Source organism: Clostridia bacterium, from assembly GCA_014360065.1.
In the GTDB taxonomy this organism is placed as follows: domain Bacteria; phylum Bacillota; class DSM-521; order Neomoorellales; family JACIYF01; genus JACIYF01.
In genome coordinates, this window is record JACIYF010000074.1 from 1 (window position 1) to 12241 (window position 12241).

The 12241-nt window shown below is 56.7% G+C and carries 16 protein-coding genes; 9 read left to right on the top strand and 7 right to left on the bottom strand.

Features of this window, described 5'->3' with window-relative positions; translation table 11 throughout:
• The first annotated feature begins 147 nt into the window (after window positions 1-147).
• The 4 genes from H5U02_10465 to H5U02_10480 are packed head-to-tail and all read left to right on the top strand — an operon-like array spanning window position 148 to window position 2541.
• Window positions 148-309, top strand: coding sequence for a rubredoxin (locus H5U02_10465; protein MBC7342847.1), 162 nt, complete (start codon window positions 148-150; stop codon window positions 307-309).
• Between the two features lie 24 nt (window positions 310-333).
• Entirely contained in the window at window positions 334-591 is a 258-nt protein-coding gene (locus tag H5U02_10470; protein ID MBC7342848.1) for a hypothetical protein, read from the top strand.
• A gap of 57 nt (window positions 592-648) precedes the next feature.
• Window positions 649-1851, top strand: coding sequence for a flavodoxin domain-containing protein (locus tag H5U02_10475; GenBank protein ID MBC7342849.1), 1203 nt, complete (start codon window positions 649-651; stop codon window positions 1849-1851).
• 3 nt (window positions 1852-1854) lie between these two features.
• Window positions 1855-2541, top strand: coding sequence for a rubredoxin (locus tag H5U02_10480; GenBank protein ID MBC7342850.1), 687 nt, complete (start codon window positions 1855-1857; stop codon window positions 2539-2541).
• Window positions 2542-2645: 104 nt separating this feature from the next.
• Here H5U02_10480 and H5U02_10485 read toward each other — a convergent pair whose 3' ends face one another.
• The 4 genes from H5U02_10485 to H5U02_10500 form a co-directional block, all read right to left on the bottom strand.
• A complete protein-coding gene (locus H5U02_10485; protein MBC7342851.1) occupies window positions 2646-2924 on the bottom strand; it encodes a hypothetical protein in 279 nt (92 codons plus the stop codon).
• Window positions 2925-2973: 49 nt separating this feature from the next.
• Window positions 2974-3600, bottom strand: a complete 627-nt coding sequence (locus H5U02_10490) for a VTT domain-containing protein (GenBank protein ID MBC7342852.1) — start codon at window positions 3598-3600, stop codon at window positions 2974-2976.
• A gap of 214 nt (window positions 3601-3814) precedes the next feature.
• On the bottom strand, window positions 3815-5335 hold the full coding sequence (locus H5U02_10495; protein ID MBC7342853.1) for a HAMP domain-containing protein: 1521 nt from the start codon (window positions 5333-5335) through the stop codon (window positions 3815-3817).
• Between the two features lie 24 nt (window positions 5336-5359).
• Window positions 5360-6034 (bottom strand): response regulator transcription factor, encoded by a 675-nt coding sequence (locus tag H5U02_10500; protein ID MBC7342854.1) that lies wholly within the window; start codon window positions 6032-6034, stop codon window positions 5360-5362.
• A 383-nt stretch (window positions 6035-6417) separates the two neighbouring features.
• On the opposite strand from H5U02_10500, the gene H5U02_10505 reads away from it, so the two are divergent.
• From H5U02_10505 to H5U02_10515, 3 genes are all read left to right on the top strand, one after another.
• Entirely contained in the window at window positions 6418-7434 is a 1017-nt protein-coding gene (locus tag H5U02_10505; protein MBC7342855.1) for a methionine ABC transporter ATP-binding protein, read from the top strand.
• Window positions 7403-8065: an ABC transporter permease gene (locus tag H5U02_10510; GenBank protein MBC7342856.1), complete on the top strand. Its 663-nt coding sequence runs from the start codon at window positions 7403-7405 to the stop codon at window positions 8063-8065. Before H5U02_10505 ends, H5U02_10510 begins: the two co-directional genes overlap by 32 nt.
• A gap of 173 nt (window positions 8066-8238) precedes the next feature.
• Entirely contained in the window at window positions 8239-9063 is an 825-nt protein-coding gene (locus tag H5U02_10515) for a MetQ/NlpA family ABC transporter substrate-binding protein (protein ID MBC7342857.1), read from the top strand.
• 225 nt (window positions 9064-9288) lie between these two features.
• Here the strand turns inward: H5U02_10515 and H5U02_10520 are convergent, their stop codons facing one another.
• Window positions 9289-9723, bottom strand: a complete 435-nt coding sequence (locus tag H5U02_10520) for a type II toxin-antitoxin system VapC family toxin (GenBank protein ID MBC7342858.1) — start codon at window positions 9721-9723, stop codon at window positions 9289-9291.
• Window positions 9695-9934 (bottom strand): antitoxin family protein, encoded by a 240-nt coding sequence (locus tag H5U02_10525; protein MBC7342859.1) that lies wholly within the window; start codon window positions 9932-9934, stop codon window positions 9695-9697. Before H5U02_10525 ends, H5U02_10520 begins: the two co-directional genes overlap by 29 nt.
• A 160-nt stretch (window positions 9935-10094) precedes the next feature.
• On the opposite strand from H5U02_10525, the gene H5U02_10530 reads away from it, so the two are divergent.
• Window positions 10095-10367 (top strand): AbrB/MazE/SpoVT family DNA-binding domain-containing protein, encoded by a 273-nt coding sequence (locus H5U02_10530; GenBank protein MBC7342860.1) that lies wholly within the window; start codon window positions 10095-10097, stop codon window positions 10365-10367.
• A 153-nt stretch (window positions 10368-10520) separates the two neighbouring features.
• Window positions 10521-11339 carry a hypothetical protein gene (locus H5U02_10535; protein MBC7342861.1) on the top strand — a complete coding sequence of 273 codons (819 nt, stop codon included), beginning with the start codon at window positions 10521-10523 and terminating at the stop codon, window positions 11337-11339.
• A 48-nt stretch (window positions 11340-11387) separates the two neighbouring features.
• Here H5U02_10535 and H5U02_10540 read toward each other — a convergent pair.
• A partial coding sequence (locus tag H5U02_10540; protein MBC7342862.1) for an N-acetylmuramoyl-L-alanine amidase occupies window positions 11388-12241 on the bottom strand: 854 nt, incomplete at its 5' end.

Genomic DNA, 12241 nt, shown 5'->3' on the forward strand with positions numbered 1-12241 from the left:
GACAGGAGGTCGAATTGGCCGGGAACCCCGCCGAAGGGCGAGGGGGAGCCATACGGATCGCTGGCGAGCCCATGTGGAGCCGGCGCCAGCGCTCCGGCATGGGAAATGTTTCGGAAGCATCTCCCGGGGCATAGGGAGGGCATGGAAATGAAAAAATACGTTTGCAGTGCCTGTGGTTACGTTTATGACCCAGCCGAGGGAGACCCCGATAGCGGCATTGCCCCGGGAACTGCTTTCGAGGACCTCCCGGATGACTGGGAATGCCCGATTTGTGGGGTTGGCAAGGACATGTTTGAGCCTGAGGACTAAAGCAGGTAGAGGAGAAGATGGATTATGGATTGCCCGACCATAATGGCGATTCTGGTTGATAACCGGCGGGAGGCGGCGGTCAAGGTACAGGAGATATTGACCAAGTACGGCTGCCTGATCCGTATGCGCCTTGGCCTCCACGAGACTGACGCCTGCACTGACAACGGCCTGATCATCCTCCAGCTTTGCGGTTCGGAAGATGAGCAGCGACAACTGGAAAGTGAGCTCAACGCCCTGGAACGGGTGAAGGCCGGAGTTATAAAGCTTGCTTTTGACGATTAGCGGCCAGAGACGGGCTGGCTGCCGGGTTCTATTCTACTTTCCATAGGGGGCTTAGTGATGACACAGCCGGTCGCTATTGCCGATGGCATCTACTGGGTAGGGGCCATCGATTGGAACATCCGCTATTTCCACGGTCCAGCCTTTTCCACCCACCGCGGGACCACCTACAACGCTTACCTGATCGTCGACGAGAAAACCGCGCTGGTGGATACTGTATATGAACCCTTCCAGGAGGAGCTGATCGCCCGGCTTAAGGAGGTCAGGGACCCAGTCAACATCGATTACCTGGTCATCAACCATACTGAGGCTGACCATGCCGGTGCCTTTTTGGCCATCATGGAGCTCTGTCCCCAGGCCACCGTCCTCTGCACCCAGCGCGCCTACGAGAGCTTAAAGGACCACTACCCGGGCCTCGATTTCCAATATGAGATTGTCAAGACCGGAACCAGCGTCAGCCTGGGGCGCCGTTCCCTTACCTTCATCGAAGCCCCCATGCTCCACTGGCCCGACAGCATGTTCACCTATGTTCCCGAGGAGGCCCTGCTCCTCCCCAATGACGCCTTCGGCCAGCACATCGCCACCAGCGTCCGCTTCGATGACGAAGTCGACGCTGACCTGATCATGGATGAGGCAGCCAAGTACTACGCCAACATCCTCATGCCCTTCAGCGGGCTGATTGCCAAGAAGCTTCAGGAAATCCGGGACATGAAATTGGCGGTAAGGACTATTGCCCCCAGCCACGGCCTCATCTGGCGCCGGGATCCCGGTCGGATTGTCCAGGCCTATGCCGGCTGGGCTGAGGGCCGGTCCCGGGCAATGGCGGTCATCGCCTACGACACCATGTGGCTGGCCACGGAAAAGATGGCCAAGGCCTTGGCGGAGGGCCTGGTGGCCCGGGGATGCGAGGTCAAGCTGTTTAGGCTTTCGGTTTCCGACCGTAACGACATCATCAAGGAGATCCTTTTTGCCGGCGCGGTCCTTATCGGCTCGCCTACCATCAATAACGGAGTGCTGCCCACGGTGGCGCCGCTCTTGGAGGAGCTGGTGGGCTTAAAGCCCAAAAACAAGATCGGACTTGCCTTTGGCGCTTACGGTTGGGGCGGGGGCGCCCAGAAGGTGCTGGAGGAGCACCTGAAGGAAGCCAGGATCGAGCTGGCAGTCGAACCCGGCCCGACGGTAAAGTGGGTTCCCAGCCAGGGGGATCTGGAGCGGTGCCGGGAGCTGGGCCGGCAGATTGCGGCTCGCATTAAGGAGGGATGAGTTTTGGATACCAAGGCCCTGCACGCCATCTCCTACGGGCTCTATATAGTCACGGCCAAAAAGGGCGAGCGGCTAAACGGCCAGGTGGCCAATACCGTGTTCCAGATCACTTCCGACCCGCCCACGCTGGCCGTAGGCATTAACAAAAAGAACCTCACCCACGAATTCATTCAGGCCGGGCGGAGCTTTGCCGTATCGGTGCTGGCTAAGGAGGCTCCCCTCTCCCTGATTGGCCGGTTCGGCTTCAAGTCGGGCCGGGAAGTGGACAAGCTTTCCGGGATCAACTACCGGCTCACTTCTGGTGGGCTCCCCTATCTTACCGAGCATAGCCTGGCTTATCTCGAGGCCAGGGTGGAGCGAGAGATTGATGTCGGCACCCACAGCATCTTTATCGGCGCCCTGACCGACGCGGCCGTCCTCTTAAAGGGTGACCCGATGACTTACGCCTACTACCACCAGGTCAAGCGCGGCACCACCCCCAGGACCGCTCCCACCTTTGCTGCCGCCCGAGCCGAGGCCCAGCCGATAGCTGCCGCCAAGTACCAGTGCAGCGTCTGCGGCTACACCTACGATCCGGCCCAGGGGGATCCCGAGCGGGGCATTGCCCCAGGCACGCCCTTCGAGGAACTTCCGGCCGACTGGACCTGCCCCGTGTGTGGGGTGGGCAAAGACAGCTTTGAGAGAGCGTAGAAATAAAGCCGAGCAGGCAGGTGGGCTAGCCCCAATTGGGCCGCTTACTCTGCACCCTGAAATTGGTGGTCGACATTCACTCCGTCGGGATCGGCGTGTCCGCCCTATAGGCTCGACGGCGTCTCCGCGTTTCTTAGCAGGTCGACATTCACTCCGTCGGGATCGGCGTGTCCGCCGGGGAGGTCGGCCTCAGCCTTGGCGGACTTAGCCTCCTCGGCTTCGTTGACCTCGGGGGCTTCTTTGCCCTTGATTTCCTCAGCTTCGGAGGTAGTAGCGGCTTGCTTTAGCCCGGTCTGGACGGCCGAATTGGCCGGATTTGCCTGGGTTGCTTGCACCTGGGCTGCGGGTGTTGCCTTGGGCGCTACCTGGGCGGCTGCTTGCACTGCGCTTACCCGGTTGGCGGCAGCAGCAGCGCTGGGAGCCTGACTGAGGTTAATCGTGGGCCCATTTTTGCTGTATGAACCCGATTATGGCTGGAAGCAAGGAGATAAAGATGATGGCAAGAATAATCACAGAAAAGTTCTGTTTGACGGCGGGCAGGTTGCCAAAGAAGTACCCTCCACATAGGAACAGGCCGGTCCATACCAGCCCGCCGAAGATATTGTAGGAGACGAACTTGGTATACTTCATCTCGCCAATCCCGGCCACAAACGGGGCAAAGGTTCTGACGATGGGGATGAATCTGGCTAAAAAGATGGTTATGCTACCGTACCTGGCATAGAAATCTTGGGCCCTGACTATGTACTCGGGCTTGACCAGCCTGGTATTACCCTTGGCGATCCGATAGCCAGTGGATTTGCCGATAAAATAATTGATCGAATCCCCAGCTATAGCCGCGGTTGCCAATGCCAAAAATAAGGTGGCAAGATCGAGCGAGCCCATAGCGGCGATAGCCCCGGCGGTAAATAGGAGCGAATCCCCGGGCAGAAAGGGGGTAATGACCAGGCCGGTCTCGCAAAATAGAACTAGAAATAAGATGAGGTATGTCCCCAAGCCAAGGCTTTGAATAATAACGTTTAAATACTTGTCCAGGTGCAGAATGATATCCAAGATATTCATCGTCATTAATTACCTCCAATCACCCAAGTGCCAAGCACGCCTGCATCTGGGCTCCCAGTCAGGCGGCGCACCAGCTGAGGTAGTCCGGAGTGCCCAGCGTGCCCGGCCGGTGGGCTTATGGACCAATTGTGCCAGGGGAAACTTAAAACCAGATGAAAACTGGAGCCATAAAAGAGAGCTTGGGCGGCAAAAAGGTGGGAGGATGTTCACCTGCCTAATCGGCCAAGGCAGAGGAAAGTGGGAGCCAGACGGTGAAGGTAGTGCCGCGGCCAAGTTGGCTGGCCACTTCAATGCGGCCGCCATGGCGGTTAACGATCCATTGGACGATAGCCAAGCCCAGTCCGGTGCCGCCGCTGGCCCGAGACCGGGCCTTATCCACCCGGTAAAAGCGTTCGAAAATGTGGGGCAGATCGGAAGCGGGAATGCCAATGCCGTTATCGGAAACGGTGAGTCGAGCCCAGGCACCTTGGCGGCTCAAACTAATTTCCACCACGGGTTGGTATCCGGGCCGGGGCGCTGGGGTGTACTTGATGGCGTTGTCAAGCAGGTTAATCACCAGCTGAGTGAGCCGAGTTTGATCGCCGTTTACCACCAGCTGTGCAAGCTCTGCACCCAGATTGGTTTTAAGCTCAATTCCCTTAGATTGGGCCGGAGCCTGCATTTCCGCTGTTACCGCCTGTACCAGCTCCACCAAATCGACCGGCTCCTTTTCCAGGCTTTCTTTTCCGGCATCGGCCCGAGCCAGAATCAGCAGTTGGTTGGCTAGGCGGCTCATATGCTCAGCCTGCTCCACGATCTTTTCCAGGGTCTGGCGGTAGCTGGCGGGGGAGCGGGAGCGGCTGAGGGCAGTTTCCGCTTGGGCCCGGATGACGGCGATAGGGGTCCTAAGCTCGTGGGAGGCGTCGGCGGTAAACTGGCGCTGGCGCTCAAAAGTTTGCTCCAGCCGGTTTAGCATATCGTCGAAGGTGGCGGCCAAGCGCCCCAGCTCATCCTGGGGGCCATCCCAGTTTATCCGCTCGGAGAGGTTGCCCTGTCCAATGGCCCTAGCGGTATGGACAATGCGATTGATGGGGCTCAAGGCGCGCTGAGCCAAAAACAGCCCCACGGCTACGGCTACTAGCAGGGTTAAAGGAATGGCGGTGGCTAGGATCAAAAGCAGCTGGTGCAAGGTTTGTTCCACTGGCTCCAGGGGGCGCATTACTTGCAGGTAGCCCAAGAGCTCTCCATTTTCCTGGATAGGCATGGTCAGGGAAAGCCAATCCTTTCCCTGGACGTCGAGTACCACCAAGGGCCTTCCGCTTCTGGCCGAAACCCAACCCAAGAGCTGTTTTTCAAGCCAAAGTTTGAGCCTTGATTTAGCAGGATGGGCGAGCTGGGGTGGCTGGTTAGGCAGAAAAGCCTGAGCGGGCATACCAACAGCTTTCACCAAAACCCCCTGCCGGTCATAGAGGGCGGCGGCAGTCCCGGCGGGGACAGGCGGTTCCTGCCACTTGATGGCTCCGTTTTCTACTTCCAGGTCGGCCAGCACTTGCTGGCCGTCGGCCGCGAGCATAAGCTCGATTTCCCGATAGGAGCTGAGCGCCAGGCGGCCATACAAGAAGATGCTGAAGAAGACCAGGATGACGGCAAGCAGGAATACGTACCAAAGGGTCAGGCGGGCGCGGATGGTCATATGCCGGGTTAACTCCCGCCGTAGCTCTTTCACCAGTATGGGTATGCGACTGGTCCATCCCATCCTGCCGTCTCCTTTCCCTTAGCCCTAAGGGGCCTCAAGCCGGTAGCCGCTACCGCGGATGGTCTGGATGAGTTTAGGCTCAAAAGGGTCGTCGATCTTTCGGCGCAAGTAGCGGATATAGACATCAACAATATTGGACATGCCGTTAAAATCATAATCCCACACGTGCTCGGCAATTTGCGAGCGGGTCAACACTTGCCCCTGGTTGCGGATGAGGTATTCCAAGAGCGCGTATTCCTTGCTGGTGAGAAGGATGGTCTGGCCGGCCCGGGTAACCTTGCGGGCTATGGTATCCACCTCGAGGTCAGCGGCCTTAAGCACCGTCCCCAGCCGGGGCTGGCCGGCTCGCCGCAAGATGGCGCGGAGGCGGGCTAAGAGTTCATCGAAGCTAAAGGGCTTGGTGAGATAGTCGTCCGCCCCTAGATCTAGTCCCTTTACCTTGTCCTCGGTGGCATCGCGGGCAGTAAGGATGAGCACGGGGTAAAGCAGGCGCCGGTTGCGCATTTCCCGGAGCACCTCCAGGCCGCTAAGCCTAGGCAGCATCAGGTCAAGGATTATGGCATCGTAGGCAACGGTAGCAACGTAGGCCAAGGCTTCTTCCCCGTCTGTGGCCCCATCGACTCCATATCCCTCTTCTTTTAGGCGGCGCACCATGGCCTGGAGTAAATTGGGCTCATCTTCCACTACCAACAGCCGCATTGCCTATTCCTCCCTGGAGTGTGATTGAGCAGCTAGCCTATTTTAGCATTTCCAGCACGGGCCTGCGGATCCTACCCATCGTATAGCTGGCCGGTCCCCGCTTCCGCCCTAGCCCAGCCTCTTACCATAACAGTTTAAGGTTAAGCTAAGATTAAGGAAATAAGGTCCGAACCAGGTCGCATAATAAACCCGATGCCAAGATTAAGATGGGTTAAAAGCCTGCGGAGGGGCGGGCTAGGCCGGCTAGGCTGACCAGGTGGGCGCACGGACGTCAGGGCAATAGCGCCGGTTCGTTGTTTTTGCCGGTTAATTATGCTATGCTAATTTTCGCGAGTTTTTGGCCGGGGACAGGCCCCAGGCATGGCTGGAAAGGTTTAAGCGCCGTGATCGAGATTCAGGACCTTAGCAAAGTTTATGAAAGCAATGGTCGCCAGGTGGTGGCTTTGGATCACGTCAATCTGACCATCCCCCGCGGCCAGATATTTGGTATCATCGGCCTCAGTGGAGCGGGCAAGAGCACCCTGGTGCGGTGCATCAACCTGCTGGAACGCCCTACCTCAGGCCGGGTGCTGGTGGATGGCCAAGATTTTAGCTCCCTCCGACCTTCGGAGTTGAGGCAGGCCCGGCGCCAAGTAGGAATGATCTTTCAGCACTTTAACCTCTTGTCTTCGCGGACGGTTTACGGCAACGTCATGTTTCCTCTGGAAATTGCTGGGGTAGATCGGGGTGCCGCCGACCGCCGGGTGCGGGAGCTCTTGGAGCTGGTGGGTCTGGCTGACAAAGCCCAGGCCTATCCGGGCGAGCTCAGCGGCGGCCAAAAGCAGCGGGTAGGCATCGCCCGGGCCCTGGCCAATGAGCCCAAAGTTTTGCTCTCCGATGAAGCTACCAGCGCTTTGGACCCGCAGACCACCAAGAGCATCCTGGCCTTGCTCCAGGAGATTAACCAGCGCCTGGGGATTACCATGGTGGTGATTACCCACGAGATGGCGGTGATCAAGGAAATCTGCGATATGGTGGCGGTGATTGAAGAGGGGCGCATCGTCGAAACCGGACCTACCATTGACATCTTTGCCCAGCCTAAAACTGCTACCGCCCGGCGGTTCGTAGCCAGTGTCATCAGCGATGACATTCCCCCGGCAGTACTCGCCCGCCGGCAGGGGCCGGTCGTCAGAGTAACCTTCGTGGGAGAAGTAGCCCGGGAGCCGATTATCTCTCAGCTGGTGCAGCAATTTGGAATCAAGGCCAACATCCTTTATGGCCATATCGATCACGTTAAGGGGAACATTCTCGGATCCCTAGCCTTGGAGCTGCGGGGCGAACCGGAAACTATAGGACAAGCCTTGCGATTCCTTGAATCCCAACGGCTGCATGTGGAGGAGCTGGACAATAGCCATGTTTGAATTGATATGGACGGCAACCTGGCAGAGCCTTTACATGGTGGCAATTTCCACGGTCTTATCCTACGCTTTTGGCTTGCCCTTGGGGATTATTCTGGTCACCACTTCCAAGGGCCACATCATGGAGGCCCGGCGCTTTAACGCCGTTTTGGCCGCCATTATTAACGCTGGCCGGTCCATCCCGTTCATTATCCTCATGGTGGCCATAATTCCCTTTACCCGGTTTTTAGTGGGCCGATCCATCGGCACCACCGCCTCCATCGTGCCCCTTACCGTGGCGGCCATTCCCTTCGTGGCGCGGTTGGTGGAGCAGTCGCTGCGGGAGGTGGATTGGGGGGTAATTGAGGCAGCTTTGGCCATGGGGGCTTCCCCATGGCAGATCATAACCAAGGTGCTGCTTCCGGAATCGATGTCTTCCTTGATTTTAGGCGCAGCTATTACTACTATAACTCTCATCAGTTATTCGGCCATGGCCGGAGTTCTCGGAGGGGGTGGTCTTGGTGACCTCGCCGTGCGTTATGGCTTCTACCGCTATCAGGAAGATGTTATGCTCATAACTGTAGCCCTGCTAATTATACTGGTACAGGTGGTACAAAGCATCGGTGACCGGTTGGCGGCTCGGTTGCGCCGCTAGGGGTAAAAATTTCTCCTATATCAGGCGAGGCCGGCAGAATTGCGGGCCAATGGGGCCAAAATCCCACCGGGGCCGGCAGGAGTCAAGGGGCCGGCGGGATAACGGGATCAGCTGGCCTAGAGCACTTAGCCAGGCAGCCGGTTCCAGTAACTCAAGGTTAGGAGGTTTAAAAAATGCGGATAGCCAAAAAGATTCTACTGGTAGCGACCGCGACCTTATTGGCAGTGGGCTTATTTGGATGCGGCGGAACTAAGTCAGGCGGGAGCGGCGAGACTACTTTGGTGGTAGGGGCAACGCCGGTTCCCCATGCCGAGATCTTGGAGCAGGTTAAGCCTATGCTCAAGGAAAAGGGCATTAACTTAGAAATCAAGGAGTTTACTGATTACAATACTCCCAACATTTCCCTGGCTGAAGGGAGCATCAATGCCAACTACTTCCAGCACTGGCCCTACTTAGATGACTGGAACAAGAAAAACGGCAAGACCCTTACTTATACGGTGGCGGTTCATTTTGAGCCCTTGGGCCTTTATTCGCAGAAGATCAAATCCCTAAGCGAGCTTAAACCCGGCGCCCATATCGCCGTTCCCAACGATACCACCAACGAGGCTCGAGCCTTGCTCTTGCTCCAGGACAATGGGCTTTTGAAGCTTAAGGAGGGAGCCGGGATTGCCGCCACTCGCAACGATATCGTGGAGAACCCCAAGAACTTGGTGATCGAGGAGCTGGAGGCGGCCCAGCTCACCCGAGCCCTGCCTGATGTGGATGCGGCGGTAATTAATGGCAACTATGCCCTGGATGCTGGGTTATCGCCCAAACAGGCCATAGTGTCGGAGAGCGCCCAGTCGCTGGCAGCCAAGACCTATGCCAACATCCTGGCGGTGCGCCCGGAGGACAAAGACAACGCCGCCATCAAGGCCTTGAGCGAAGCCCTTACCTCCCCGGAGATTAAGAAGTTCATTGAGGAGAAATACCAGGGAGCGGTAGTGCCAGTCTTCTAGCCGGGAGCGAGCCTGGCCCTGAAGAAGAAACGTTAGGCCAGCCTTTTCAGAGGCTGGTTAAGCTGAAAGACAAGAGGCAAGCCCAGAAAATCGAAGCAAGGAAGCGCAAACGATGTCTAGTGGCCTTCCTTGCTTCTTTTCTCTAAAGACTCATGCCACCACAGTGGTGGCCACCGGCTGACCACCCGGGCCCCATACCTGAGGTCCGTGCCTGAAGAGGTCTGCTTACTCGAGTAGTAGAGCTCGAAATCCAGCCTGACGGAAATGCTCGTCGGCAGTCAAAGCTTCCCTAAGACCATCATTTTGCATGACCACGAAAGAGCAACAGTCTGTAAGGCCCCATTCTTTATCCGGGCGGTTGATGTAGAGGTTATGTGCTTGGCGGTATAGCCTTTCCGAAAGTGGGACAACCCGCACCGTGGGATCAGAGTGGAGTGCCTGCAGGAGTTTAACCGCCGCCCGGCGGTAACGTTGTCTGGCTAGGGCATTGCCGATTTCCAAAATCACGGCCCGGGTGGTCACCAGTTCGCCCCCGCTCTTCTCTATCTGCCGGGAGATTTCTACGGCTCGTTGGTGGAATTCGTCTCCAGGGACGGCAAGGGCGATGATGTAGGAAGAGTCTAGGAAATAGCTAGTCGCTGGCACCGGTATTCTCCCCATAAAGGTACTCTTCAAAGCGCCGTGACCAGTCCCGAGGACCGTCCAGGTTTAGGGAGCGTGCGGTTTCGAAGAAAGACTCCCTCTTTCTCCCCTTCTCTCCCTTTCTTGCGGTTCTGATTGTCACAGTTACCTCTGTATTAGGCTCTAGGTCCACCGGCTCTTCAGGCCAGAGTGCCCGACCGTCGAAAACGGCACGTACGCTTTTCTTCATAACTTTCAACTCCAAGGCAGTGAGTTAAGCTAATTATATCTGATACCTTCTTGCCTACACAACGTTCTTTTACAGCTTTTGCATATTGCCGTTGTCGGTCATCTTGAAATTGCGTACACTACTAGCAAGGAAATCCTACTGGGGGTAAGGAGGGTGGAGCTTGAGCGAATCCCTGGTACGGCTGACTAGTAAGGGCCAGATGACTATACCGCAGCACATTAGAGAATCTTTAGGGTTAAAGAGCGGTGACTATCTTGCGGTGGAGGTTGAGGAGAATGAAATTAGATTGAGGAAAGTGCGGCCAATTAAGCCATTAAGCGAAGAGGACCCGATTTGGAAACTAGTCGGTATCGGCGATAGTGGCTTAAAGGATGTGGCTGCCAATCACGACCGTTACCTAGCCGAAGGAGAAAAGGCTAGATGGAAAAAGTAATGATAGACACTAGTGCTGTCTATGCCCTGGAACCCCGCCGAAGGGCGAGGGGGAGCCGTACGAATCGCCGGCGATGCTCTCCGGAGCCGGCGCCAGCAATCCGGCATGGGAAATGTTTCGGAAGCATCTATGAGAAAGAGGAAGGTGGCGTATATGTTTAACCGGTACCGGTGGCAACTGGGCCTGGCGGTATTGGCAGCCTTGTTAGCGGTTACGGGTGTTGTGGTTTGGGTTGGGAAAGATAGGCCAGAGGATAGGCCAGCTCCAGTTTCAGCTCCGCAGCCAAAAACCGTTGATGAGATCATGAAGCTTACTGGCCAGTTCATCAGGAACCACCCCAACCTTCTCAGCGATACCTATAAGCAGTTTCAGTCGGACAATATCCCTGCCAATGAAGTTGTGGCCTGGGTAAATGGTTACCCCATTGGCCTGACCGAGCTGGAGTTCGTAAAAGGCCTGGGAGAAAACAGTGTTGGTCCCAAAGGGTATTCGCACTACTTCAATAGGCTGGTAGAAGAGAAGCTGGTCATGAAAGAAGCGGCTAAGAGAGGGCTCTTGCCCACAGAAAAGGAGATTTCCGCCTTTATTGAAGAGCAGAAAAAGCAATACGCCGAGGACGACCCATCCCAACATACTCCCCAGGATCCGAGTATGCGCTATGTAGTTGACATGCTGATAAAAGAATGGAACCTGACTTGGGACGAGTACTGGAACCTCTACGAACGTTACAATGTTATCCGTCTCCTCTCCCTTCAGAAGCTAAACGAGTCTATCTTGGCTGAGGCCGAGGCGGCCGGAAAGGTCCCTTCCGTAGGCACATCTCCGAAAGCGGAGGAGCAGCGAAAAACCTATCTAGGCCAGTACAAGCTTAATCTTAAACGAAAAGCAAAAGTGAAGTTGAATCCCCAATTTCAGTCCTTGAACCTCAGCGTGGATAAAGACCGGTTTTATCTAAGCCGCTATCCATTCTAGAGGTCGCAGATCTTCTCGGTAACCCGGCTACTGGTGCAGCAAACTCATTTACCTTGGATCAGGTGGCGTAGCCGAGCATTGAAAGGCGGAGGATGGGAGCCTAGGGGCCAAGGGAGACCCTGGGGGCGGAGGAGTTTGCCAGTAATCGTAGAGGCCTTGGGCGATGGCCTTGACCAGGTGCATTTGGTAATGGTCGGAGAGCAACTGGTGCCTTTCTTGAGGGTTACTCAGATAGCCTAGCTCCAGTACCACCCCGGGGATGTCCAGGTTTCGCAGTAGGTAAAAGTCGCCCGGTTTGGCTACTCGGCGGTTCATGGTGGGGACCTGGTGCAGCCGGGCTTGGAGGGCCTGGGCCAGGCGTTGTCCCTCGGTACTCCCTTTTTGAAAGAAGGCTTCGGCCCCGCGGCAACTGGGCTGGCGAATGGCGTTCAAGTGAATGCTTAGGAAAAGCTCGGCCCTGCCCTGGCGCACCAGGTCTAGCCGCCGGTCCAGGTCTACTTGCTTGGCGGTCTTGGGCCCGCGTTGGCCCCGGGGTGGAAAATAATCTTCATCGACGCTACGGGCAAGGATGACCTTGGCTCCCAAACTTTCCAGGTAGCCTTGCAGACGCTTGGCGATCTGCAAATTGATGTCCTTTTCTAGAATCCGGTTGTTCTCGGCGCAGACTCCTGGGTCTTCACCGCCGTGGCCGGGATCGATGGCGATCACCCGGCCCTGAAAGCACCGCTTGAGGTCAGAATCCGCGGCCGGCGGTAGCGGCGAAGGGTAAGTGTTGGCTTGAGCCAGCGCCCAAGCGGTGGCAGGAAGGCTAGCCGCCATACCTAGAAATGAAGCTAAAAGAACGGTGGATAAGATGGGGAGGAGAGGCTGGTGCCGCGGCCTCCCGGCCGCGGCACCAGCCG